Source organism: Corallococcus caeni (assembly GCF_036245865.1).
GTDB lineage: Bacteria > Myxococcota > Myxococcia > Myxococcales > Myxococcaceae > Corallococcus > Corallococcus caeni.
Genome location: NZ_BTTW01000015.1, coordinates 18,434 through 43,635, shown reverse-complemented (window position 1 = coordinate 43,635; position 25,202 = coordinate 18,434). Strand labels below are relative to the sequence as shown.

Genomic DNA, 25,202 nt, shown 5'->3' with positions numbered 1-25,202 from the left:
CGGGTAGGGTGCGCGCCCATGCGGCCCTCAAGGAACGCGGTGCAGGCGGGTGCGGTGAAGGCGTTCCGGTGGGGCGTGGCGGCGGCGGCGATGCTGGGGGCCGGGTGCGGCTACCGCTTCAGCCCCTGGGGCTCGGCGCTGCCGGATGGTACCGGGCAGGTGTGCGCGCCCATCTTCGCCAACGAGACGCCGGAGCCCGCGCTGGAGAACCTCTTCACGCGCTACCTGCGCCAACAGCTCGTCCAGGCGGGCCGGCTGGCCAGCGCTCCGGGCTGCACGTCCACGATTGAAGGGGCGGTGCTCAACGTCTGGGCGTCCCCGACCATCATCGGCAACAACTACCGCGTCTCCACCACGGTGCGGCTGCGCCTCGTGAAGGAGGGGCAACTGCTCGGGGAGACGGTGGTGTCGGGGACCGAGGACTACCTCCAGGGACGCGGGAACGTCCTGGAAGCGGAGGCCAACCGTCAGGCCGCGCTGGCGCGCCTCGCTGAGACGCTGATGCGCGACGGATACGACCGGTTGGCCAGCACCTGGTGAGGACCGGGGAGCCCGGTCCTCAACGCGCGGTGTGCGACGGGACGACTGACTGACTAGGCCTTCGCCTTCGCGGCGGCCTTCGCCAGCCGGGAGATGCGGCGCGCGGCGGTGCGCTTGTGGAGGACGCCCTTGCTGGCCGCCTTGTTGAGGGTCTTGGAAGCCGCCTTCAGCGCGTTCGTCGTCTTCGTACCGTCCTTGGAGGCAATGGCCTCGCGGGCGGACTTGACGGCGTCCTTCACGGTGGTCCGGACGTTCACGTTCCGGGCACGGCGCTTCAGGGACTGGCGGTGACGCTTCTCTGCGGACTTGGTGTTCGCCAAGGCAATGCTCCAGCGGAAGGCAAGGCAAGGAAAAAAGAGTGGCCGTCCTTACTGCGACGCCCTGGTTGCGTCAAGGCACGCGTGCGTTCGCGATCAGGATTTCCCGTTCCGGAACGCCCGGGAGGCCCCCGGAATGCCCCCGGAGGCCCCGAGCAGGAGGAATCAAGCCGGCGGGGCGGCGTATTCCCACCGCAGCCCGGCCGGATCCGCGAACTGGAAGCCCGCCGCGGAGCTGGAACCCGCCACCAACCGCTCGGGGTGGTGGGCCCGGAACAGCTCCAGGAGCCGGCCCACGGCGGCCGGGGAGGGCGCCTCCAGGGTGAGGGCCACCGCGGAGCCGGCCGGGGCCTGGGCGCCCGGCGTGAAGACGAGCCCCAGCCCCGCGCCCGTGTAGGCCGCCGTGCCTTCCGGTGAACGGGTGGGGGCCCAGCCCAGCCAGGAGGCCACGGTGTCCCAGAAGGCCCGCTGGGCCGCCACGTCCGGCACGGCCAGACGCAGGGTGGCCACGGACGCGCGCGGCGGGTGGGCCGGCGGGGGCAGCGCCTTCTCCACGGCCTTCGCGGCCTGCCAGTGGCGCTCCATGTGCTCCAGCGTGGCGCCGCCGAAGGGGACCTGCTCCTCGTGCAGCTTCGCCTCGATGTACTGGAAGCGGCTGACGAAGCGGCGGGTGGCCATGCGCAGCGCGTCCTCCGCCGGCGTCTTCACGAAGCGGGCGAGGTTCGCGAGCGAGAACAGCACGTCCCCCAGCTCGTGCTCGATGGCGTCCCGGCCCCCCGACGCGATGGCTTCGTCCAGTTCGCGCAGCTCCTCGTCCAGCTTGCCGCGCACCCCGGCCAGGTCTGGCCAGTCGAAGCCGATGCGGCTCGCCTTCTCCGTGAGCCGCTCGGCGCGCAGCAGGGACGGGGCCGCGGTGGGCACGCCGTCCAGCACGGAGCCCGCGCGCCCCGTCTTCTTCTTGCGCTCCTCCGCCTTCAGCTGCGCCCAGTTGGCCAGCACCTGCTCGGCGCCCTTCACCTGCTGATCCCCGAACACGTGCGGGTGGCGGCTGGTGATCTTGTCGCTGATCGCCGCGCACACGTCCGCCATCGTGAACTCGCCCAGCTCCGCCGCCAGCTGCGCGTGGAAGACGATCTGGAAGAGCAGGTCCCCCAGCTCTTCACACAGGGGCCGCCAGGGGCCGCCGTCGGAGACGCGGTCCATCTCGTCCAGGACCTCGAAGGCCTCCTCGGTCAGGTAGGGGCGGAGCGAGCGCAGGTCCTGCTCGCGGTCCCACGGGCAGCCGCCCTCGGCACGCAGCCGCCGCATGATCTCCACCAGTCGTTCCAGCTCTGTTCCAGGCGCCGCCATTCATTCACTCCCGAGCAAATCCCCCGCCGCGCGCTCCTGTAGCACGGGCGCCGGGCACCACATGATTTCGGATCGTCCGCCCTGTGGCCTATCATCGGACGCCCGGATGCTCCGCTCGTTCCTCGGCCTGTGTTGCAGCCTCGTGCTGCTTGTTCCCGCGCGTGCCCCTGCGTTGACGCAGGAGCCGCTCCTGCGCATCGAGGAGAAGGTCATCGAGCCGGAGCCGGACCCCAGCGTCTTCCGTGCCACCGACGAGGATCCGCAGGACGACTCCGCCTCCGAGCCCGCCGACGAACCGGAGCCCGAGGCCCGCCCCGACACCCGGCGCCGCGTCATCGCCCCGCCGCCCGTCAAGCCCGCGGCTCCCGCCGAACCCGCGCCCCCGCCCGTCGTCGTCCCCGCCCGTCCCGCAGTCACCCCGGTGATGGCGCCGAAGGTGACGGACGCGGAGCTGCTGGCGGTCTGGGATAAGTGGAAGGCGGCCCGCTCGCGCAACGACCTCGCGGCGGCGGAGGCGGCCCAGAAGGAGCTGCTCACGCTGCGCGAGGAGGTGCTCGCCTCCGACCTGGAACCCCTGAGCATGGGCTTCGTGCGCGAGGCCGGGGTCCGCCGCCGCGCCGGGGACCTGACGGGCGCGCTCGCGCTCCTGGACGTGGCCGTGGCCCTGTCCCCGGGGCTGCCCGCCGCGCGCTTCGCCCGGGCGGAAGCCTACGTGGTGGAGGATCCGCTGAACGTGCCGCGCGCGCTGGGCGAGTGGAAGACCGCGCTCGTGACGCTGGCGAAGGACGCGCGCTACCGCAGGCCCGCGCTCACGGACCTGGGCGCGCTGGTGCTCGCGGCGTGGGCGGCCACGGCGGTGGCGGTGGTCGCGGTGCTCTTCCTGCGGCGGATCCGCTACGCGCTGCATGACTTCCACCACCTGTTCCCCCGGGCGGTGACGCGCTGGCAGTCGGGCCTGCTGGGCCTGCTGCTCTTGGCGCTGCCCGCCGTGCTGGGCGCGGGGCTGGTGCCGGTGCTGCTCGTGCTCTTCGCCTCCGTGGCGCTGTACGTGGGCCGCGCCGAGCGCTGGGTGGCCGCGGTGCTGCTCGTGGGCCTGGGGCTGATGCCGCTCGCCGCGGGGACGCTGGCGCGCGTCACCGTCTTCGCCGGCACGCCCGCGGAGGACGTCTACCTCCTGGAGCGCGGCGGCCTGTCCGCGGAGGGCGCGGCGGCCCGGGTGCGCGCCCGGGCGCAAGCGCGCACCGCCCGCTTCCAGGAGCTGGGGGCGCTCGCGTACTACGAATCCCGCCGGGGCCTCCTGGAGGAGGCGAGGGCGGACTTCAAGGCCGCCTCCGCCCTGAAGGAAGGCGACGCGCGGATGCTCACGCGCTTCGGCAACGCGCTCCTGGGCCTGGGCGACGTGGACGGCGCCGTGCTCCTCTACACGCAGGCGTCCAGGGCGGATCCGTCCATGGCGGCGCCGCACTACAACCTGGGGCAGGTGTACCGGCGCCGGGCCCGGCTCTTGCCGGATGATCAGCTGGGCAAGGAGCTGGACCGCTCCACCTCCGCCATCGCCACCGCGCAGTCGCTGGACGACTCGCTCCTGCGCCGTGAGCCGCCGCCGGAGGACCGCCCACTGCTCAACCGCCTGCTGCTGTCTCCGGCGGTGCCGGAGCGCGACTGGATGGACCTGGCGGACGGCACCCCGGAGGGCGCCCGCGTGGAGTCCCAGGTGGGCCGCTGGCTGTCGCCCGTCCTGCCGGCGGGCCCGGTGGGCTGGGGTCTGACCGCGGCGCTCGCGGCCCTGGTGGCCGTCATCGGTGAGGCCTCCTGGCGCATGAAGGCGTCGCGCGGCTGCGAGCGGTGCGGCCGGGCGGTCTGCCAGCGCTGCGACAAGGACCTGGGCGTGGCCAGCGCGATGTGCGGCCAGTGCGTCCACGTCTACGCGCGCAAGAGCCAGGTGCCCAAGGAGCTCCGCTCGCGCAAGCAGGGCGAGGTGGAACGCCACCAGGCCTGGACGAAGCGCGTGACGTACGCGCTGGGCGGGCTGGTGTCCGGCGCGGGCCACGTGGGCACGGGCCTGCCGGTGCGCGGCGCCCTCTACGCCTTCGTGTTCAGCTTCGCGGTGGCCGCGCTGGTGCTCCACCGGGGCCTCGTCCGCACCCCGTACGGGGACGCGCCGCTGTACCTCAAGCTCGTGCCCGCGGGCACGGTCCTCTTCTTCGTCTACCTGCTGACCCTGCGCGGCCTGCGCCGGCTCCAGCGGGGGGAGGCCTGAGCCATGGCTCTCAAGGGCACCCTCAAGGATTTCGGCATCGGCGACATCCTGCAGCTCATCGGGCAGCAGCAGAAGACGGGCACGCTCCACCTGCGCAACAAGGACCAGGAGGTGCGCGTCGGCTTCCAGGACGGCCACATCATCAAGGCCGAAAGCCTCACCCGGAAGCGCAAGGAACTCATCGGCGCCATGCTGGTGCGCGCCGAAATCATCACGGAGACGCAGCTGGAGGCGGCGCTGGAGGTCCAGAAGCGCACCCTCAAGCGGCTGGGCGACGTGCTGGTGGCAAGCCACGCCCTCACCGCCGAGCGCTTCCAGCACATGGCCCAGCTCCAGGTGACGGAGACGCTCTACCGCCTCTTCACCTGGAAGGCGGGCACCTACGAGTTCGTCCAGGAGCCCGTGGAGCCCGGCCCCGACGGCATCACCCCGCTGCGCGCGGAGACGGTGCTGATGGAGGGCTTCCGGATGGTGGACGAGTGGCCCGTCATCCGGAAGCGCATCCACCGCGACGACATGACCTTCGAGCGCGTCAAGGCGCTCCCTCCGCCCCGCAACTCCGACGAGGGCGGGGAGCTGGGCGTCATCGGCCCGTCGGAGCGCCACATCTACGAGGAGATCGCCGTGGGGCGCGACCTGCGCCGCATGGTGGACCTCTGCGGCCTGGGCGAGTTCGAGACCTGCAAGGCGCTCTACAACCTGGTCAAGGGCGACTATGTGCGCGCCATCGACCCGGAGGGCCGCGCGCCCGTGCCGGAGGACACCCGCCTGGTCGCCCGCGTGGCGGGCCCCGTGGGCCGCGTCGCGGTGACCATGGCGGTCATCGCGGGGCTGGCCTTCGTCGCGACCCGCTGGGTCGGGGCCGGCGGGCAGGAGCCGGGCGCCTCCCGGCTGGGTGATCCCGCCGCCCAGCGTCAGATTGCCCACGCGCAGCGCGTCCGCATCGAGGCCGCGCTGGAGGTGTTCCAACTGGAGAAGGGGACCCTCCCGGAGCGGCTGGACGCATTGGTGGATGCAGGATTGTTGCTTCCGGAGGAACTGCGCTACCCGTGGCGGGAGGAGTACTATTACCGCCGCACGGCCGCCCGGCAGTTCATCCTCCTACCGCCCGTGCGCTAGCCCGCAGGCAGGCTCGCCGTCGTGAGATGGCGGGCATGGGGGGAGGGGCGGCGTTAACTTGAAGGCGAGCGATCACTGAACGAGGAACGACGCGCATTGCGAAATCCCGCCACGCTGGAAGTGCCCGCCACTCGTGCTGAAACCACCCCCACCTCCGCCAAGGTGGACGTCCGTGACAACGAGACGACCCTGGCCCTGTGCGGAAACCAGAACGAAAACCTCAAGCTGATGGAGCGGCGCCTGGGGGTCCGGGTGGGGCAGCGCGGTACGGAACTGCTCCTGTCGGGCCCCGCGGACGCCGTCGCCTTCGCCGTACGTCTGGTGGAGAACCTGGAGGAGATGATCCGGGCCGGACGCACCGTCTACCGCGAGGACGTGGAGCAGGCCATCAAGGTCCTGGGCCGCGGCTCGGAGTCGCTGCAGGAGGTCATGCTCGGCACCGTCCTCAAGAGCTCCGGCAACCGGCAGATCGCCCCCAAGAGCATCGCGCAGAAGCGCTACGTGGACGCCATCCGCGCCCACGACATCGTCTTCGGCGTGGGCCCCGCCGGCACCGGCAAGACGTACCTCGCCATGGCCATGGCGGTCGCCTTCCTCCAGGAGCGCAAGGTCAAGCGCATCATCCTGGCGCGCCCCGCCGTGGAGGCCGGTGAGAAGCTCGGCTTCCTGCCCGGCGACCTGGCGGAGAAGGTGAACCCCTACCTGCGCCCGCTCTACGACGCGCTGCACGACATGATGGCCGTGGAGCGCGCGCAGACGCTGGTGGAGCAGGGGGTGGTGGAGGTGGCGCCGCTCGCGTTCATGCGCGGCCGCACCCTCAACGACGCCTTCGTCATCCTCGACGAGGCGCAGAACACCACCGTGGAGCAGATGAAGATGTTCCTCACCCGCCTGGGCTACAACAGCAAGGCGGTCATCACCGGCGACGTGACCCAGGTGGACCTGCCCACGGGCAAGGCGTCCGGCCTGAACCACGCGCGCTCGGTGCTGAAGAACATCGACGGCATCCACTTCTCGGAGTTCTCCGACGTGGACGTCGTGCGCCACCCGCTGGTGCAGGAGGTCATCCGCGCCTACGAGCGCTCCGAGGCCCAGAAGGCGGCCTCCGAGGCCTCTGCCGAAGGCTGAAGTCGAGACGTCGCACACCCGCCACCCCCGCTCCCAGGCATGCGCCGGGGCGGGGGTGGAGTCGTTGGTGGGCCCACACCGTCGCCTGTTGGTTTACCCGCATTTTTCGCAGAGCGAACTGGCGTCCGGGCGGCGGCTGTCCCACCCTCACGAATTTTCCCCGTCGCTGCTTCCTTCTAGGGAGCCTTGACGTCTTCGCAGGGTGAGGAGTTCCCCCATGGCCGATCCTGAATCACCAACCCCCGGGCCCAGTCCGCTGGACGCGCTCGCGGTCCGCCTGGGGCTGGGGCGCAGTGGGGATTGGGGCCGGCGCGTCGTGCAGGGCCTGCTGCTGCTCGTCGTCTCCGTGGGGGCGGGCTTCGTCATCTCCCCGGGGCTCTACAGCCAGCAGATCCCGGCGCTCACCCAGGACAACGTGGGCAAGCCGTTCCGGGCCAACTCGCCCGCCGGCTTCAAGGCCGCGCGCGACTACGACATCGTCCACCAGGCCATGACGGAGCAGCGCCGCCGCGAGGCCCGGAGCGCCGTGCGCCCGGTGTACGACCTCAACCCGGCGGTGGTGGGCAACCTGCGCGCGTCCGTGCGCGCCGCCTTCGCCTCCGCGCGCGACCACCTGGCGGAGGAGAAGGAGGCCCACGCCGACGAGGCCCCGCCGGAGGAGGGCGCGCCCAGGCGCCGCCGCCCCGCGCCGCTCACGCCCGAGGCCCTGGAGCGCCAGCGCCACGACCGCGAGGAGATGCAGGCCCAGTTCCTGGAGCAGCTCTTCGGCCAGCGGGACGCGGGGCTGGAGAACGAGGACTTCCAGGCGCTCGTCGCCAACGGCTTCTCGGAAGACGCGGAGGCCGCCACCCTGGTGCTGCTCGACCGCGCCTACCGCGCGGATGGCGGCCAGGTGTACGTGGCCGGCTCGCGCGAGGAGCTGGTGCGGGAAGCGCCCCAGGGCCTCACCGTGCGCGACGTGCAGCACAAGAACGAGGAGACGCTGCCCGCGGGCGCCGCCCAGGTGGTGGACATGCGGGAGGCGCACCAGGAGCTGGACCGGTTCGCCTCCGTGCCCGGCAACGTGCTGCCGGACGCCCCGGCGGTGCAGCGCCGCGCGGTGCTGCGAATCGCCAAGCGGCTCGTGCGCCCCAGCCTGACCATCAACATCGCGGAGACGGACCTGCGCCGCCGGCTCGCGGGCGACGCGGTGAAGGACGCCGTCATCGCCATCAAGAAGGGCCAGCGCGTCATCGGCGACGGCGAGCTCGTCAACGAAACGCACCTCGTCATGCTGCGCGGGATGCGCGCGCAGACGGACCGGCTGGACCTGCTCCAGCTCCAGGTGGGCGGCACGGGCCTGGTGGCGCTGCTGGTGGTGTGCTTCTACGGCTTCTGCCGCGCGGCCTTCCGCCGCTTCCGCCCCACGCGCAAGGACGGCATGTTGCTGGGCCTGCTGCTGGTGGGCCTGCTGGGCCTGCTCCAGGTCTGGGTGTCCATCGCGGACGCGGTGCAGGACCGCTACACGGCGCTGCCCATTGAAGCGTTCTATTACGCCTTCCCGGTGGCGGCGGGCGCCATGCTGGTGCGCTTCATCCTCGCGCAGGAGCTGGCGCTGTTCTTCGCCATGGTGTTCGCGTGCCTCGCGGGCGTGATGCTGGGCAACTCGCTGGCGTTCGGCATCTACACGCTGGTGGGCTCGCTGGTGGCGGCGGACCGCATCGTCAAGGCGAAGGACCGCGTGGGCATCTTCCGCGCGGGCCTCGTCACCGGCATCGCCAACCTCATCGCGGTGCTGTTCCTGTTCCTCGTGGAGGGCAAGGGCCTGGCCGGGGACACCGTCGTCACGGCGCTGTGCGCGTTCGTCGGCACCGCGCTGGCCGTCCCGGTGATGGTGATGGCGCTGACGCCGCTCATCGAGGCCACGTTCGGCTACGCGTCGGACATCAAGCTGCTGGAGCTGGCGAACCTGAACCACCCGGCGCTCAAGGAACTCATCGTCCAGGCGCCCGGCACGTACCACCACTCCATCATCATCGGCACGCTGGTGGAGAACGCGGCGGAGACGATTGGCGCCAACCCGCTGCTGGCCCGCTCGTGCGCGTACTACCACGACATCGGGAAGGGCCGGAACCCGCTCTACTTCGGGGAGAACCAGAAGGGGGAGAACCGGCACGACGGGCTCGCGCCCGCGATGAGCGCGGTCATCATCAAGCGCCACGTGACGGAAGGCCTGGAGATGGCGCGGCAGTACCGCCTGCCCAAGCTGGTGGCGGACGCCATCCCCCAGCACCACGGCACGCGCACGGTGGGCTTCTTCTTCCACAAGGCCCTGAAGGAGCAGGAGGGCAAGGAAGGCGCGCCCCCCATCGACGAGAGCATCTACCGCTACCCGGGCCCCAAGCCGCAGTTCCGCGAGGCGGCGCTGGTGATGATCGCCGACGCGGTGGAGGCCTCCACGCGCTCCATGCCGGACCCCACCAGCGCGAAGCTCCAGGCGCAGGTGCAGAAGATCATCAACATCATCTTCTCCGAGGGCCAGCTCGACGAGTGCGACCTGACGCTCAAGGACCTGAACCTCATCGCCCAGTCCTTCCTGCACACGCTGGAGGGCATCTACCACACGCGTCCCGTCTACCCGGCGGGCGCCATGGGTGGGGGCAAGGCCGGGGGCGCGCCGCTGATGATGGCGCCCGCGCCCGCCAAGACGGAAGCGAAGGACTCGAAGGTGCGAACGGCGGGCATGTCATGAGCCGCAAGGTGGAGGGCGTGAAGCTGCGCAAGGGCAAGGTGATTCCGCGGGACGACGGCAAGCGCATCGAGGAGTTCGTCGGCGTCGCGAGCACGCAGACGGAGTCCGCGTCGGTGGCGCGCATGCGGGCCCCGCCGGGCTGGAGCGAACCCGCGCAGACGCCGGAGTTCGACGAGGTGGTGCTCGTGCTCACGGGCGAGCTCACCCTCGTGGTGGACGGCAAGCGCGAACGCATTGGCGCGGGCGAGGTGGGGCTGGTGCCGCGCGGCAAGCGCGTCGTGTACCGCAACGACAGCCAGGGCGCGTGTGACTACTGGTCCGTCTGCGCGCCGGCGTTCCGCGTGGAGCTGGCCCACATCGAGAAGCCGGAGCCCAGGGCGAAGGCCGCGGACAACCAGGTGACGGTGCAGGTGGCGCACGGGCAGGGCGAGGACTACGAGCGCCTGCTCTCCACCTGGGGCCGCGACTACCTCAAGCGCCTGGGGCTCACCAACTGCGAGCTGTCCCTGTCGCTGGTGGGGGACCGGGCCATCCGCCGGCTCAACCGCACCTGGCGCCAGAAGGACAAGGCCACGGACGTGCTGTCCTTCCCGGCGGGGGACCAGCCCAAGGGCACGCCGGGCCCGCGCCCGCTGGGCGACGTGGTCATCTCCCTGGACACGGCGAAGCGGCAGGCGAAGGAGTACGGCCGCACGCTGGAGTCGGAGATGGGTCGCTACCTCGCGCACGGCCTGCTGCACCTGCTGGGGCACGACCATGAGAAGCCGCGCGACGCGAAGCGCATGGCCGCCCTGGAGGAGCAGCTCCTGGGCGAGCGGGGCATGGTGGCGGACTCGCTGACCATCGACTCGCGCGCCCGCCGGGCGAAGCTCATCTGAAACCCCGCCGGGGGGCTTGCGGCCTCCCGTGTCTCGTGTTGGATGGAACGATGCCCCGCCTGTCGTCTCTCGTCGTCGCAAGCCTGTTGGGTCTCCTGCTGACCGCGTCCTCCGCGCGCGCCGCGCCGGTGCCGCCGTGGGGTACGGGCGAGAGCCGGGGCGAGGACCTGTCCATCTGGCTGGTGACCTTCAGCCCCGGCGACGACGTCTTCTCCTGGTGGGGCCACGGCTCGCTGGTGGTGGAGGACCGCGCCCGGAACCTGCAGCGGCTCTACAACTACGGGATGTATTCGTTCGACGACCAGACGGTGGTGCGCTTCGCCAAGGGCCGCCTGGAGTTCTGGGTCGGTGAGTCGAGCGTCAACGGCACCTTCCGCTTCTACAAGTCGGAGCGGCGCGACGTGCGCGTGCAGGAGCTCAACCTCACGCCCGAGCAGCGCGTGACGGTGGCGAAGAAGCTGGCGGACAACGTGCTGCCGCAGAACCGCGACTACCTCTACGAGCACTACAGCGACAACTGCGTGACGCGGCTGCGCGACATGATCGACGTGGCCGTCGGCGGCCGGCTGTCGGAGGCGGAGAAGGCCCCGGCCCGCATGACGCTGCGCGAGCACACGCGGCGCTACACGGCGGTGAGCCCGCCCATGAGCTTCCTGCTCGACTTCATGATGAACGACTCCATCGACAAGCCCATCACCCGCCGCGAGGAGGCCTTCCTCCCGGACGAGCTGGAGCAGCAGGTGGCGGAGCTGAAGGTGCCGGGCCCGGACGGCAGGCCCGTGCCGCTGGTGGAGAAGCAGTGGGACTACTACGCGTCCTCCCGTCCCCGGCCCCCCGCGCGGCCGCCGGCCTTTGGCCCGTACATCCTGGCGCTGGGCGTGCTCCTGGGCGGCGCCGCCCTGGGGCTGGCCGCGTGGGAGCGCAGGGGCAGCCGCGCGGCCCGCATCCTCCTGGGCCTGGAGAACGTGGTGGTGGGGCTGGTGCTGGGCATCCCGGGGCTGGCGCTCGTCATCATGTGGGTGGGCACGAACCACGTCGTCACCCACCACAATGAGAACCTCTTCCTGGCCAACCCCCTGACGCTCCTGGCCGTGCCGTACGGCCTGCGCCTCACCTGGAACAGCGCGAAGGCGCGCGCGCGGCTCAAGTGGGTGTGGGGCCTGCTCGCGGCCACGGGCGCGCTGGGGCTGGCGCTCAAGGTGCTGCCCTGGTGTGACCAGGACAACTGGCGCGCCATCGCGCTCATCCTGCCCATCTCCCTGGGCATGGCCGGCGCCTTCTGGCTGGACCGCCTGCGGGCGCTCGTGCCAGGAACGGCGCGCACGCAGCCCCGTCAGGATGCGCCGGTGTCGTCGCTCAAGGCCTCCTGAAACACCCCGGCTTTCCCAACTGTTTCGATACGAAGGAGACGACGAACACCATGGCGAACGATTCGATGGAGAAGATCAACGCCCTGAAGGAGCGCCTCAACGCGCTCCGGGGGCATCTTTGACCTGGACCGCAAGCGGTCCCGCATCGCGCTGATTGAACGTGACTCCACGCAGCCCGGCTTCTGGGATGACAACACCAAGGCCCAGGGGCTCCTGAAGGAGAAGTCCACGCTGGAGGCCAGCGTGGGCGCCTTCGACAAGACGATGCGCGGGCTGGACGACGCGCAGACGCTGCTGGAGCTGGCGGCGGAGATGAACGACGAGGCGAGCGCGCAGGAAGCCGAAGGCTCGCTCGGGTCGCTGGAGGCGGAGGTCGCGAAGCTGGAGCTGGCGCGGATGCTCTCCGGGCCCCAGGACCACAGCAACTGCTTCATGGACATCAACCCGGGCGCGGGCGGCACGGACTCCATGGACTGGGCCGCCATGCTCATGCGCATGTACACGCGCTACGGCGAGACGAAGGGCTGGAAGGTCGAGATCAGCGACGCGCTGCCGGGCGAAGAGGCGGGCTTCAAGAACGTCTCGCTGCGCATCGAGGGCGAGAACGCCTACGGCTACCTCAAGGCGGAGGTGGGCGTGCACCGGCTCGTGCGCATCAGCCCCTTCGACGCCAACGCGCGCCGGCAGACGGCCTTCGCGTCCGTGGACGTGTACCCGGAGGTCGACGACAGCATCCAGATCGACCTGCCGGAGAAGGACTACGAGTTGAAGTTCATCCGCGGCAGTGGCGCGGGTGGCCAGAAGGTCAACAAGACGTCGTCCACGGCGCAGCTGCGGCACCTGCCCACGGGCATCATGATCACCTGCCAGACGGAGCGCTCGCAGTCGGCCAACAAGGACATGGCCTTCCAGATCCTGCGCGGCCGCCTGTACGAGCTGGAGATGAAGAAGCGCGATGCCGAGCGCGACGCGGCGGAGGCGGCCAAGAAGGACATCTCCTTCGGCTCGCAGATCCGCAGCTACGTGCTGGCGCCGTACCGCATGGTCAAGGACCTGCGCACCGGCGTGGAGACGGGCAACGTGGACAAGGTGCTGGACGGCGACCTGGACGAGTTCGTCACCGCGCAGCTCCTGGGCGTGAAGAACCCCAACCGCAACGCCTCCGCGGACTAAGGCAGGCTCCGGCGGCCCTGTCCGGACGCCTCCCACCCCTCCCGGGCCCCAAGGCCGGGAGGGGTTTTTCGTGCCCGGGAACCTTTTTCGGAAGGCCGGTGTCAGGGGGCGGGGCAGGGTGGTGCGGTAGGATGGAGTGGGCCTTACACGGGAGGCGCGGGTGTCACCGGGCGGAGTGCTCGACGTCGGACAGCAGGCCCTGGCCTCCAAGGCCGCCGCCGACCCGCGTCGCGAGGCCGCCCGCCGCGAGGAACAGGCGCTGCTCGTCCGGCTGCGGCGCGGGGACCCGGAGGCCTTCGAGTCCCTGGTGCGCGAACACCAGGACCGCCTCTACGACTTCTGCTTCCGCATGGTGGGCGACCGCGAGGAGGCCCACGACCTGGTGCAGGAGATCTTCGTCAGCGTGCACCAGAACGTCCGGCGCTTCCGCGAGGACGCGCGCCTGTCCACGTGGCTGTTCCGCATCTCCAAGAACCACTGCCTCAACCGGCTGAAGTACCTCCAACGCCGGGGGCGCGGGCGCTCGGAGGTCTACGACGAGGTGAGCGCCGCCGCCATCGCGGAGGGCGGAGGCGCCCCGCCGCAGCCGGACGCCGCCCTGGACGTGGCGCGCGAGCGGGCCCGGGTGCAGCGGGCCATTTCCCAACTGGACCCGGATGCGCGCATGCTGGTGGCGCTGCGCGACATCGAGGGCCTGAGCTACGACGAGATTGTCGACATCACCGAGCTGCCCGAGGGGACCGTGAAGAGCCGGCTCCACCGGGCACGCGAGAAGCTGGCGGACCTGCTGGGGCGCTTCGAACCATGAGCGGCGGCGGGTGGAGGTCAACGGACGTGGAACCGCGTTTGGATCACCGTGAGGCGAGGGCGCTGTTCCTGGCGCTCGCCGACGAAGAGCTGCCCGCCGCCCAGGAACAGGCGGTGCGCGGTCACCTGGACGGCTGCGAGGAGTGCCGCCAGGGGTGGGACCGCTACGCCCGCACCGTGGAGCGCGTGCGCTCGGTGGAGCGGGAGAAGGCTCCGCCCGCGCTCGCCTCGCTCGTGGCGGGCCGCGTGCGCCGCCAGCGCCGCTTCGGCCTGCGCGGGCTGCACCTGGCCCACGCCAACCACCGCTTCCCGGTGGAGATCCTCATCCCGCTGCTGCTGGCCGCGGCGGTGGGCGCATTTCTTTTGATGTCTTCCTGAAGCAGAACGGCCTCCCTGATGCGTTGCGTCCCGGGGGCCGCTTGGCTAGCGTGCCGCGCCTTTCACGAGAGCGCGTCATGGCCGAGACCGATAACAAGACCCCCCCAGGCGACAAGAGCGGTGAAGCGGCGGATCTCGGCTCCAAGGAGCAGGAGATCTACCAGCAGCGGTTGGACAAGGCCGCCAAGTGGCGCGAGGCCGGGTTCAACCCCTACGGCAACGGCTACGCCCCCAGGCACCGGGCCGCGGACATCCTGGCCACGCACGCGAACCACTCCATGGAGGACCTGGAGAAGGACGCGCCCGTCTACGACGTCGCCGGCCGCATCGTGGCCATGCGCTCGTTCGGCAAGGCCGCGTTCATCAAGCTGCGCGACCGCACCGGGGAGATCCAGGCGCACGTGAAGAAGGACGCGCTGGGGGACCTCTATGAGGTCTTCAAGCAGTGCGACCTGGGTGACTTCGTCGCGGTGGAGGGCCCCATCTTCCGCAGCAAGACGGGGGAGCTGTCCCTGTCTGCCACGAAGTTCGTGCCCCTCACCAAGTCCCTGCGCCCCATGCCGGAGAAGTGGCACGGCCTCACGGACGTGGAGGTGCGCTACCGCCAGCGCTACCTGGACCTCGTCTCCAACCCGGACGTGAAGCAGGTCTTCCTGAAGCGCAGCAAGCTGGTGAAGTTCATCCGGAACTTCCTCGACGGGCGCGACTTCGTCGAGGTGGAGACCCCGATGATGCACCCGCTGGTGACGGGCGCGGCGGCGCGGCCGTTCGTCACGCACCACAACACGTACGACATCGACCTCTACATGCGCATCGCGCCCGAGCTCTATCTGAAGCGGCTCGTGGTGGGCGGCATGGAGCGCGTCTACGAAATCAACCGCAACTTCCGCAACGAGGGCATCAGCACCCGGCACAACCCGGAGTTCACGATGCTGGAGTTCTATCAGGCGTACGCCACGTACGTGGACCTGATGGACCTCACGGAGGAGATGCTCTCGGAGGCCTCCCGCCACGTCACCGGCGACTCCAAGGTGAAGTACGGAGAGCACACCATCGACTTCGGCAAGGGCTGGAAGCGCATCCCCATGCCGGAGGCCATCCGCGAGGCCGTCCCCGGCCTGTCCGACAAGGACATGGTGGACGTGGACCGCCTGCGTCACGAGCTGCTCAAGACGGTGCACTCGGAGGTGGAGCGCCGCGCCGTGGACGCCATGAACCACGGCGAGCTCGTGGGCGCCCTCTTCGAGGCCCACGTCGAGCACACGCTCATCCATCCCACCTTCATCACCCAGTATCCCACCGCCGTCTCCCCGCTCGCCCGCCGCAACGACCAGAACCCGGAAGTCACGGACCGGTTCGAGCTCTTCGTCGCGGGCCGGGAAATCGCCAACGCCTTCTCCGAATTGAACGACCCCCTGGACCAGAAGGGCCGCTTCCAGGCCCAGCTGGACGCGAAGCAGCGGGGCCAGCAGGAGACGATGGACTACGACGAGGACTACATCCGCGCCCTGGAACACGGCATGCCGCCCACGGCCGGTGAGGGCATCGGGATTGATCGCGTCGCCATGTTGTTCACGGACGCCGCCAGCATCCGCGACGTGATTCTTTTCCCCCTCCTCAAGCCGCTGGCGAAGTAGCCACGAGGCCTCGTGCACCCCGCCGAACGGCAGACCGACTATCGCTGGCCCCTCCTGTGGGCCGGCGCCCTCGTGGCACTCGTGGGAGCCATCCTCCTGGGGGTGGCCATCTCCGAGTCCGAGGCGTGGGCCGAGGTGGCCGGCGCCCTGGGCCTCTCCTTCGTGGGGTGGGGCGGGCTCGTCCATTCCTTCGACGCCGGGGCGCTCGCCCTGGGCGCCCAGAAGACGGCGGCCGTGGCCGGCCCCAAGGCGCTGGTCGCCGGGACGCTCGTCTGGCTGGCCGGCTGGGGCCTCATCGCGGCCGGAATCCGCCGCGCGCCGGCCTCCGCTGAAGGGCCCAGCCCCGCCGCGGGTGCTCCCCTGTACCCCCGCCTGGCGCGCTACCGGGACTTCTACTGGAGCACGCTGGGCGCCTACGGCGGTGGCATCCTCCTGGCGGAGCTGGTGCTGCTGCTGCTGCAGACCGTCCTCTCCAGCGGCGTGCCGTCGGATTTGGGCGGCGCGGCGCGCGAGGCGAGCGGGGGCCTGTCCCTGCCCCCCACCGTCGCCTTCGCCATCGCGTTCATCGTGAGCATGGCCGTGGCGTTCGCGTCCGGCTTCGTGGGCGCGTCCCGGGCGCAGCGGCTGTCGTTCCCGGAAGCCACCATCGGCGTGTTCTACCTGGGCCTGCCGGTGCCCATCCTCCTGTCGCTGATGGAGCGCGTGCCGTCCCTGCAACTGGCGCTCGGCTACCGGCTGCGAGAGGTGACGTACGTCGCGGGGCTCATCGGCCGGCCGGAGCTGGCGTACTGGCTCGTCTTCGCCGCGCTGGTGCTGGCGCTCATCCTGGGCATCAACACGGGCTTCATCGCGGCGGGCAGCGGCCGGGTGGACCTGCGGCTGGGCTTCGAGCTCTTCGTCGCGCGCCGGCACGTGGCGGTGTTCCGCCCGTCGCTGCTCCTGGGCGCGCTCGCGGTGCTGATGTTCGGCATCATCCCGCCGCTCATCGTCTACTTCATCATCCGCGGGGCGGAGGCCGCCGTGGAGCGCACGCGCGTCAAGGCGCTGGGCCTGGCGGATCCGCTCGCCGCCGCGTCCGCGCAGCACCGGATGAAGCTGCACGAACAGTCCCCCACCATGATGATGACCGCGCTGTCGGTGGGCGGCGTGGGCGTGGGCGTGATGGCGCTCATCATCGTGCTCAGCGTGATGAGCGGCTTCGAGGCCGACCTCCAGCAGAAGATCCTGGGCACCAACGCGCACGCGGTGGTGTCGCGCTACGCCGGGGACCTGCCGGACTACGACAAGGTGATGCAGCAGGTGAAGCGCGTGCCCGGCGTGGTGGGCCAGACGCCCTTCATCATCAACCAGGTGATGATCGCCTCCGAGGGCAACGTCGACGGCGTCATCATCAAGGGCATCGACCCGAAGTCGGTCGGCTCGGTGACGGACCTGCCGCAGAACATCCTGCCCGGCGGCGACCTGGACCACCTGGAGCACCCCGCGCGAATCCTCCCCAGCAGCGCGGTGGAGGACTCGGAAGGCAAGAAGGACGCGGAGGAGGACCCCATCATCGGCAAGCCCTCCAAGCCGGCGAAGCCCACGGTGCTCCCGGGCATCATCATCGGCCGCGAGCTGGCCGCCTCCCTGCGCGTGGTGGTGGGCGACCGGGTGAACGTCGTCTCGCCGCTCGGCACGGAGCTGGGCCCCACGGGTCCCATCCCCAAGAGCCGCGCGTTCCGGGTGGCGGGCGTCTTCTACTCGGGCATGTACGAGTACGACTCCAAGTTCGTCTACATCCTGCTCAAGGAAGCGCAGGACTTCTTCGCCGTGAAGGGCGCCACCGGCATCGAGCTGAAGGTGGCGGACATCGACGACGCGCGCCGCATCTCCAACCAGGTGGTGCGCGTGCTGGGCGGCTATCCCTACCGCGCGCGCGACTGGGGGGAGATGAACAAGAACCTCTTCTCCGCGCTGCGCCTGGAGAAGCTGGTGATGGGCATCATCCTGTCCATCATCATCATCGTCGCCGCGGGCCTCATCGTCGCCACGGTCATCATGCTGGTGCTGGAGAAGCGCAAGGAGATCTCCGTCCTCAAGGCGCTGGGCGTCCCGGACGGCGGCATCGTGAAGATCTTCCTCGCCGAGGGGCTCCAGATTGGCGTGGCCGGCGGCGTGCTGGGCCTGTTCTCCGGCCTCGCGTGGTGCCTCTTCATCGAGAAGGTCGGCATCAAGCTGGACCCCGAGGTCTATTACATCCCCGCGCTGCCGGTGCGCATCGAACCGGTGCAGACGGCGCTGGCGGTGCTCATCGCGGTGCTCGTCACCTACCTGGCGTCCATCTACCCGGCCCTCAAGGCGAGCAGCGTGGAACCGGTGGAAGGTCTGAAGGCGGAGTAGCCATGGCGCTGTTGTCCATCCGCAACGTCTTCAAGAGCTACTTCCTGCACGGCAAGCGCATTGACGTGCTGCGCGGCGTGTCCCTGGACATCCAGGCCGGGGAGCTCGTCTCCATGATTGGCGCGTCCGGCGCGGGCAAGAGCACCTTCCTGCACGTGCTGGGCACGCTGGATGCCCCTGCCGCCGGTGAAGTCCTCTTCGACGGCCGGTCTGTCTTCTCCATGAACGACGCGGAGATCGCCGAGTTCCGCAACCGCACCATCGGCTTCGTCTTCCAGAGCCACTACCTCCTGCCGGAGTTCACCGCGCTGGAGAACGTGGCCATGCCCGCGCTCATCCAGCGCAAGGACCGCGGGGGTGCCTACACCTACGCCCGCGAGCTCTTGGAGCGCGTGGGCCTGGGCAGCCGCGTGGACCACCGCCCCGGGGAGCTGTCCGGCGGCGAGGCCCAGCGCGTGGCCCTGGCGCGCGCGCTGGTGCTCAAGCCCGCGGTGCTGCTCGCGGACGAGCCCACCGGCAACCTGGACCCGACGACGGGCGAGGGCATCCACCAGCTGCTCCGGGACGTCAACCGGGACCTGGGCATCACCGCCGTCGTCGTGACGCACAACGAGACGCTTGCTCGCTCCATGCCCCGCCGCCTGAGACTGGCCGGCGGGCAGGTGTCGGAGGCCTGATGGCCGCTCGCTTTTGGATTGAGGGGGCCTCCCCCCATCCCGTACATTGCCCCGCCTTTTCCTGGCCGGACTGCACTTGAGGCTCACCGTTCTGCGCAAGTCATTGCTCCCGCTGCTGGCGGTCGCCCTGTGGGCGCTCGGGCCGCTTCCCGCCCACGCCCAGGTGGACGTGGACGCGGGCTCGCCCGCCGTCGTCCCCCCGTCCTCCCCCGCCGCCACGCCCGTGCCCCCTCCGGACGCGGGCACCCCCGCGGGCGGCGACGTACCGCTGGCCACCTCCCCGGACGACGAGGACACCAACGTGTCCCCCTCGGACCGCGTCGTGGAGGTCCGCATCGAGGGCAACCGCCGCGTGGAGTCGGAGGCCATCCGCCGCGCGCTGCGCACGAAGGTCGGCGACCCGCTGACGCGCACCGCGGAGGACCTCCGCGCCATCTGGGCCCTGGGCTACTTCTCGGACGTGCAGCTGCTCGCGCAGCGCATGGCCAACGGCATCGCCTACGTGGTGCGCGTGGTGGAGCGCCCTACCATCCGCTCCGTGAAGCTCCAGGGCAACGAGGAGCTCAGCGCGGATGACCTGAAGGAGCAGCTGGAGCTTCGGGCCGGCACCATCCTCGACATCGAGGCCGTGCGCGCCACGCAGAAGAAGATCCAGGAGAAGTACGTCGAGAAGGGCTACTTCCTGGCGGAGGTGACGTACCGGCTGGAGCCGGTGGAGGGCGGCGCCGCGGTCAACGTCGTCTACGTCATCAACGAGCACTCGAAGGTGATGGTGAAGCAGATCATCCTCCAGGGCGCGGAGAAGGTGTCCCCGGAGGAGCTCAAGGCGACCATGATCACGAAGGAGGGCGGCTTCCTGTCCTTCTTCACCGGCGAGGGCACCTACCGCGAGGAGGCCTTCCAGCGCGACCTCGCCGTCATTCAAATCGCCTACTACGACCGCGGCTTCATCAACGTGCGCGTGGACAAGCCCACCGTGCAGCTGTCCGCGGACAAGCGCGACATCTACATCACCCTGCACATCACCGAGGGTGAGTCGTACGACATCGGGAAGATCGACTTCGCGGGCGACCTGGAGCGCCCGCCGGAGGAGCTGCTGAAGCTGATGAAGTCGCGCCCGAAGGAGCGCTTCAACCGCGGCCAGCTCTCCACGGACATCTCCGCCATCTCCGACGTGTACTTCGACAAGGGGTACGCGTACGCCAACATCAACCCCGTCACCTCCGTCAACGCGGAGTCGCGGACGGTGGACCTCACCTTCGACATCCAGAAGGGCCCGCTCGTCAACATCGAGCGCATCGACGTCGTCGGCAACACGAAGACGCGCGACAAGGTCATCCGCCGCGAGCTGCGCGTCTACGAGGGAGAGCTCTACAACGGCACCGGCGTGAAGCGCAGCCGCGAGCGCGTCACCGCGCTGGGCTTCTTCGAGACCGTCGAAATCACCCAGCACCCGGGCAGCACCGACAACACCATCGTGTTGCAGGTGGAGGTGAAGGAGAAGGCCACCGGCACCTTCCAGGTGGGCCTGGGCTTCTCCAACGTGGAGAACTTCATCTTCACGGCCCAGGTGTCGCAGAACAACTTCCTCGGCTGGGGCCAGAGCGTGTCCGCGTCCGCGCAGATTTCAGGCCTGCGCTCCCTGGTCCAGCTGTCGTTCTACGACCCGTACTTCCTGGACACGAACTACCTCTTGTCCGCGGAGTTCTTCCGCGTCCAGGCGGACTACGAGGGCTTCATCCGCAACTCCACGGGCGGCACCATCTCCCTGGGCCGCCAGCTGGTGGACGACGTGCTGGCCACGGTCGGCTACTCGCGCGAGTACGTGGACGTGCAGGCGGGGCAGGGCATTGGCGCGGTGCTGCTCGCCAACCAGTTCCAGTCCGGCGTCACCAGCGCGCTGCGCCTGTCGGTGTCCTTCGACCGGCGCGACAACCGCCTCTTCCCGTCGCGCGGCTTCATCCACTACGGCTCGGTGGAGACGGCGCCCTCGTTCCTGGGCGGCACGTTCCTCTTCAACCGCTACACCGCCTACTCGCGCCTGTACTTCCCCATGCCGCTGGGCTTCGTCTTCAAGACGAACGCCACGCTGGGCTACGTGCAGCAGCTGGACTCCAGCAAGCCGCTGCCCATCAGCGAGCTCTACTACGTGGGCGGCATCAACACGATCCGCGGCTACTACCTGCGCAGCATCAGCCCCACGCTGCTCGTGCCGCGCGCGGACAACCCGGACGCCAACGTCACGGAGTTCCGGGTGGGCGGCAACAAGCAGCTCATCTTCAACTTCGAACTGGAGTTCCCCATCTTCGAGAAGGCCGGCCTGCGCGGCGTGCTCTTCTACGACGCGGGCAATGCCTTCGGCTCCAACGAGAAGTTCTTCGAGGACCGGCAGGACAAGCTGCCCCTGGGCCTCTTCCACTCCGTGGGCTTCGGCTTCCGCTGGTTCTCGCCCATCGGGCCCCTGCGCTTCGAGTGGGGCATCCCGCTGACCAAGCGGCCTTCGGATGACCCCATCCTGTTCGAGTTCACGATCGGTAACTTCTTCTGATAGGCATTGACCCCATGGCCTTCCCGGCCCTTTCGCCTCCGCCCCTGTCCGGGCGGAAGTGAACAGGCCGGGAGGGTGGACGTCGGAGCCTGCAGCACCCTTTTGAGGAGCCTCACCCATGTCGCTTCGAAGCACTCTGGCGGCCACCGCCGCTGTCCTGTCGCTCGCCCTCCCGGTTGCCGCTTCGGCCGCCGAACTCAAGGTGGCCTACGTCGACCTGCAGCGCGTGCTGCTGGAGGTGGACGACGGCAAGGCCGCCAAGGCCCGCCTGCAGAAGTGGCTGGAGGACCGCCAGAAGGAGATCGACAAGGAGCAGGACGCGCTGCGCAAGGAGAAGGAGACCCTGGACAAGCAGGCCAGCGCCATGAGCGAGGCCACGCGCACCCAGAAGGCCACCGAGCTCCAGAAGAAGGTGATGGAGCTGGCGCAGAAGTACGAGCGCAGCCGCGCCGAGGCCGCCAACAAGGAGCGCCAGGAGATGGAGCCCATCATCAACCGCATCGACCAGGTCATCGCGTCCATCGCGGACCGGGACGGCCTGGGCATGGTGCTGGACAAGCGCGACTCCGGCATCGTCTTCGCGCTGTCCCAGTACGACATCTCCAACGAGGTCGTGCGCAGCTACAACAACGGCAAGAAGCCCGCCGCGCCGGTGGCCAAGGACGCCCCGGTCAAGAAGTAGGCGTCGGACACCCCCGTGCCCTCCGCATCCACCGCGCACCGGCTGGGGGACATCGCCGCCCACGTCCGGGGTGAGCTCCTCGGCGACCCCGGGCTCCTCGTCCATGGCCTGAACGGCCTGGAGGAGGCAGTGCCCGGGGAGGTGTCGTTCTACGGCAACCCCCGCTACCGCCGGCAGTTCGAGGCCACCCGCGCCTCGGCGGTGCTGGTGGGGGTGGATGCCGCCGCTCGCGACGGCGTGGCCCTGGTGCGGGTGCCCAACCCCCACCTGGCCTACGCGAAGCTCCTCACCCTGTTCCACCCGGCCACTCGGCCCTCGGCGGGCATCCACCCGGCCGCGCACGTCCACCCGGAGGCCACGGTGCACCCGGAGGCCACGGTGAAGGCCGGGGCGGTGGTGGAGAAGGGCGCCCACGTCGGCGCCCGCACGGTGCTGCACCCCGGCGCCTACGTGGGCGAGGACGCGCGCGTCGGCGACGACTGCGTGCTCTACCCGCACGCCACGGTGCGCGAGCGGTGCGTGGTGGGCTCGCGCGTCATCCTGCACGCCTCGTCGGTGGTGGGCGCGGACGGGTTCGGCTTCGCCTTCGACGCGGAAGGGGAGGACGGCCCCCGGCACTTCAAGATTCCCCAGGTGGGCATCGTCCGCATCGAGGACGACGTGGAGGTGGGTGCCTGCACCTGCATCGACCGCGCGACGGTGGGGGAAACGGTGGTGGGCCAGGGGACGAAGCTCGACAACCTGGTGCAGATCGCTCACAACGTGCGCGTGGGTCCGCTGTCGCTCATCTGCGCGCAGGCGGGCGTGTCGGGTTCGGCGGAGGTGGGCACCGGCGTGGTGCTCGCGGGGCAGGTGGGCGTGGTGGGCCACATCCGCGTGGGTGACCTGGCCAAGGTGGGCGCGCAGTCCGGCGTCGCCCACGACGTTCCGGACGGGCAGGTCGTCAGTGGCAGCCCCGCCATCCCCCACAAGGACTGGCTGCGCGCCAGCGCCGCGTCGGGGCAGCTGGCGGACCTGCTCAAGGAAGTGCGCGCCCTTCGCAAGAGGGTGGAGCTGTTGGAGAAGGAGAAGGGCGGATGATGGACATTGGCGAGATCCAGGCGCTGCTGCCGCACCGCTACCCGTTCCTCCTGGTGGACCGGGTGGTGGAAATCGTGCCGGGCCAGAAGCTCACGGCCTACAAGAACGTCACCATCAACGAGCCCTTCTTCAACGGCCACTTCCCGGGGCACCCGGTGATGCCGGGCGTGCTCATCCTGGAGGCGCTCGCCCAGGCCACGGCCATCCTTGCGTACAAGACGGAAGCCATGGACCCGTCGCGGCTCGTGACGTACCTCATGGGCGTGGACAACGCGCGCTTCCGCAAGCCGGTGGTGCCCGGGGACCGGCTCCAACTGGACATCGAAGTCATCCGCCACAAGGGCGCCATCTGGAAGACCCGGGGCCTGGCGTCGGTGGATGGCGCCAAGGTGGCGGAAGGGGAGTTCCTCGCCACCGTGGTGGACAAGAACAAGGCCGCCAAGGGCGACGAGAGCGCGGCGCCGTAGGGCGCGTCACACGCGCTGCTGAGGAGAGAAGGACATGGCGCAGGTTCATCCCACCGCGGTGGTCCATCCGGGGGCCCGGCTCCACGACACCGTGGAGGTGGGGCCGTTCTCGGTCATCGGACCCCAGGTCGTCATCGGCGCGGGCACCCGCATCGGGCCGCACGTCGTCATTGAAGGCCGCACCACGCTCGGGGAGCGCAACCACCTCTTCCAGTTCTGTTCGGTGGGCGCGGCGCCCCAGGACTTGAAGTACGCGGGCGAGGACACGGAGCTCGTCATCGGTGACGAGAATCAAATCCGTGAGTTCGTCACGGTGAACCTGGGCACGGTGGCCGGCGGCGGGGCCACGCGCCTGGGCCACCGCAACCTGCTGCTCGCCAACAGCCACATCGCGCACGACTGCGTCGTGGGCAATGAGGTCCTCCTCGCCAACGGGGCCGCGCTCGCGGGCCACGTGGTGGTGGAGGACTCGGTGAAGATTTCGGGCCTCGTCGCGGTGCACCAGTTCACCCGGCTGGGGCGCTACGCGTTCATCTCCGGCGGCTCCATGGTCACCATGGACGTGCCCCCCTACTGCACCGTGCAGGGGGACCGGGCCACGCTGGTGGGCCTCAACGTCGTGGGCCTGGAGCGCGGCGGCTTCACCGAGGAGCAGATTGGCCGCGTGAAGGAGGCCTACCGCATCCTCTTCCGCTCCAAGCTGGGCCTGCAGGAGGCGCTCGCGCAGCTTCGCGGGGAGCTCTCCGCCCACCCGGAAGTGGAGCACCTGGTGCGGTTCGTGGAGACGAGCAAGCGCGGCGTCACGCGCTAGGCCCTTTCGCCAGGGAACGGAGTGCAGCGCGTGGAGCGCATCGGCCTCATCGCCGGCAACGGCCAGCTTCCCTTCCTCTTCGTCCGCGCCGCCCGTGCGCGCGGCCTGGAGGTGGTGGTGGCCGCGCACCGGGGAGAGACGGACCCGGCGCTGGAGCGGGAAGTCAGTCACTTCGCCTGGGTGCGCGTGGGGCAGGTGGCCCGCATCCAGAAGGTGTTCCTCCAGGCGGGCGTCACCCGGGCGGCCATGGCGGGCGGCATCGGCCGCGTGCGCGCGCTCACGGAGGCCCGGCCGGACCTGGGCGCGGTGCGCATCATCTCCCGCCTGCGCAGCTTCCGGGACGACGCGCTGTTGCGCGCGGTGGCCGCGGACTTCGAGGAGAAGGGCATCACCATCATCGCGCCCACGGACTTCCTGGGCGAGGTGCTGTGCCCCGAAGGGCACCTGGCCGGCCCTACGCTGAAGCCCGCGCAGGAGAAGGACGTGGCCCTGGGCCGCGAGGTGGCGGTGCTCCTGGGCCAGGCGGACGTGGGCCAGACGGTGGTGGTGCGCGACGGCCACGTGCTGGCGCTGGAGGCCGTGGAGGGCACCGACGAGACCATCCGCCGGGGGGCGAAGCTGGGCGGCCCCGGGGCGGTGGTGGTGAAGCGCTGCAAGCCGGAGCAGGACCTGCGCTTTGATTTGCCCGCCGTGGGCCCGCGCACGCTGGAGGTCATGGCGGAGGTGGGGGCCCGGGTGCTGGCGCTGGAGGTAGGGCGCACGGTGCTGCTGGACGCACCCGCCCTCTTCGCGGGGGCCACCGCGCGGGGCATCACCCTGGTGGGCGTGCGGTAGGCTTCGCGGGAATCCGTTCCCCCGGGCTGGAGTTGC

The 25,202-nt window shown here is 70.2% G+C and carries 21 protein-coding genes; 19 read left to right on the top strand and 2 right to left on the bottom strand.

Translation table 11 applies throughout. The features are described 5' to 3' along the window. Positions 1 to 18 precede the first annotated feature (18 nt). Positions 19 to 540: an LPS assembly lipoprotein LptE gene (gene lptE / locus AABA78_RS37865; RefSeq protein ID WP_338270388.1), complete on the top strand. Its 522-nt coding sequence runs from the start codon at positions 19 to 21 to the stop codon at positions 538 to 540. Positions 541 to 593: 53 nt separating this feature from the next. Here the strand turns inward: lptE and rpsT are convergent, their stop codons facing one another. Next, positions 594 to 860, bottom strand: a complete 267-nt coding sequence (gene rpsT / locus AABA78_RS37860; RefSeq protein WP_338270387.1) for a 30S ribosomal protein S20 — start codon at positions 858 to 860, stop codon at positions 594 to 596. Positions 861 to 1,022: 162 nt separating this feature from the next. After that, on the bottom strand, positions 1,023 to 2,207 hold the full coding sequence (gene mazG, locus AABA78_RS37855) for a nucleoside triphosphate pyrophosphohydrolase (RefSeq protein ID WP_338270386.1): 1,185 nt from the start codon (positions 2,205 to 2,207) through the stop codon (positions 1,023 to 1,025). 106 nt (positions 2,208 to 2,313) lie between these two features. Between mazG and AABA78_RS37850 the strand changes: the two genes are divergently transcribed. The 18 genes from AABA78_RS37850 (at position 2,314) to AABA78_RS37765 (ending at position 25,166) form a co-directional block, all read left to right on the top strand. After that, the gene (locus AABA78_RS37850) at positions 2,314 to 4,467 is read left to right on the top strand and encodes a tetratricopeptide repeat protein (protein WP_338270385.1); all 2,154 of its coding nucleotides are present in this window, start codon (positions 2,314 to 2,316) and stop codon (positions 4,465 to 4,467) included. A gap of 3 nt (positions 4,468 to 4,470) precedes the next feature. Beyond that, a complete protein-coding gene (locus tag AABA78_RS37845; protein WP_338270384.1) occupies positions 4,471 to 5,586 on the top strand; it encodes a DUF4388 domain-containing protein in 1,116 nt (371 codons plus the stop codon). 96 nt (positions 5,587 to 5,682) lie between these two features. Then, entirely contained in the window at positions 5,683 to 6,714 is a 1,032-nt protein-coding gene (locus AABA78_RS37840; protein ID WP_171420788.1) for a PhoH family protein, read from the top strand. Between the two features lie 217 nt (positions 6,715 to 6,931). Beyond that, positions 6,932 to 9,445 (top strand): HD family phosphohydrolase, encoded by a 2,514-nt coding sequence (locus AABA78_RS37835; RefSeq protein ID WP_338270383.1) that lies wholly within the window; start codon positions 6,932 to 6,934, stop codon positions 9,443 to 9,445. Further along, positions 9,442 to 10,323, top strand: a complete 882-nt coding sequence (gene ybeY, locus AABA78_RS37830) for an rRNA maturation RNase YbeY (protein WP_171418560.1) — start codon at positions 9,442 to 9,444, stop codon at positions 10,321 to 10,323. The genes AABA78_RS37835 and ybeY overlap by 4 nt, the downstream gene beginning before the upstream one ends. Before the next feature lie 50 nt (positions 10,324 to 10,373). Continuing rightward, positions 10,374 to 11,693, top strand: a complete 1,320-nt coding sequence (locus AABA78_RS37825; RefSeq protein ID WP_338270382.1) for an Lnb N-terminal periplasmic domain-containing protein — start codon at positions 10,374 to 10,376, stop codon at positions 11,691 to 11,693. Positions 11,694 to 11,743: 50 nt separating this feature from the next. Further along, positions 11,744 to 12,866 (top strand): peptide chain release factor 2 gene (prfB, locus tag AABA78_RS37820; RefSeq protein ID WP_338270381.1). Its coding sequence is split into 2 segments (ribosomal slippage): positions 11,744 to 11,812 and positions 11,814 to 12,866, totalling 1,122 coding nucleotides; the frame shifts between segments, so codons are not numbered across the junction. Between the two features lie 160 nt (positions 12,867 to 13,026). Next, positions 13,027 to 13,674, top strand: a complete 648-nt coding sequence (locus AABA78_RS37815; protein ID WP_171418564.1) for a sigma-70 family RNA polymerase sigma factor — start codon at positions 13,027 to 13,029, stop codon at positions 13,672 to 13,674. Next, entirely contained in the window at positions 13,671 to 14,051 is a 381-nt protein-coding gene (locus tag AABA78_RS37810) for an anti-sigma factor family protein (RefSeq protein ID WP_171418566.1), read from the top strand. The genes AABA78_RS37815 and AABA78_RS37810 overlap by 4 nt, the downstream gene beginning before the upstream one ends. Positions 14,052 to 14,128: 77 nt before the next feature. Beyond that, positions 14,129 to 15,688 (top strand): lysine--tRNA ligase, encoded by a 1,560-nt coding sequence (gene lysS / locus AABA78_RS37805; protein ID WP_338270380.1) that lies wholly within the window; start codon positions 14,129 to 14,131, stop codon positions 15,686 to 15,688. Between the two features lie 12 nt (positions 15,689 to 15,700). Next, positions 15,701 to 18,067, top strand: coding sequence for an FtsX-like permease family protein (locus AABA78_RS37800; protein WP_338270379.1), 2,367 nt, complete (start codon positions 15,701 to 15,703; stop codon positions 18,065 to 18,067). A 2-nt stretch (positions 18,068 to 18,069) separates the two neighbouring features. After that, positions 18,070 to 18,744 (top strand): ABC transporter ATP-binding protein, encoded by a 675-nt coding sequence (locus AABA78_RS37795; RefSeq protein ID WP_338270378.1) that lies wholly within the window; start codon positions 18,070 to 18,072, stop codon positions 18,742 to 18,744. 76 nt (positions 18,745 to 18,820) lie between these two features. Next, positions 18,821 to 21,292 carry an outer membrane protein assembly factor BamA gene (gene bamA, locus AABA78_RS37790; RefSeq protein ID WP_338270377.1) on the top strand — a complete coding sequence of 824 codons (2,472 nt, stop codon included), beginning with the start codon at positions 18,821 to 18,823 and terminating at the stop codon, positions 21,290 to 21,292. 118 nt (positions 21,293 to 21,410) lie between these two features. Then, positions 21,411 to 21,974, top strand: a complete 564-nt coding sequence (locus AABA78_RS37785) for an OmpH/Skp family outer membrane protein (protein ID WP_338270376.1) — start codon at positions 21,411 to 21,413, stop codon at positions 21,972 to 21,974. A gap of 15 nt (positions 21,975 to 21,989) precedes the next feature. Continuing rightward, a complete protein-coding gene (gene lpxD, locus AABA78_RS37780) occupies positions 21,990 to 23,054 on the top strand; it encodes a UDP-3-O-(3-hydroxymyristoyl)glucosamine N-acyltransferase (protein WP_338270375.1) in 1,065 nt (354 codons plus the stop codon). Continuing rightward, positions 23,054 to 23,521, top strand: coding sequence for a 3-hydroxyacyl-ACP dehydratase FabZ (gene fabZ, locus AABA78_RS37775; protein WP_338270447.1), 468 nt, complete (start codon positions 23,054 to 23,056; stop codon positions 23,519 to 23,521). The genes lpxD and fabZ overlap by 1 nt, the downstream gene beginning before the upstream one ends. A gap of 34 nt (positions 23,522 to 23,555) precedes the next feature. Then, the gene (gene lpxA, locus AABA78_RS37770) at positions 23,556 to 24,332 is read left to right on the top strand and encodes an acyl-ACP--UDP-N-acetylglucosamine O-acyltransferase (protein WP_338270374.1); all 777 of its coding nucleotides are present in this window, start codon (positions 23,556 to 23,558) and stop codon (positions 24,330 to 24,332) included. 30 nt (positions 24,333 to 24,362) lie between these two features. Continuing rightward, positions 24,363 to 25,166 (top strand): LpxI family protein, encoded by an 804-nt coding sequence (locus AABA78_RS37765; protein WP_338270373.1) that lies wholly within the window; start codon positions 24,363 to 24,365, stop codon positions 25,164 to 25,166. Positions 25,167 to 25,202 lie beyond the last annotated feature (36 nt).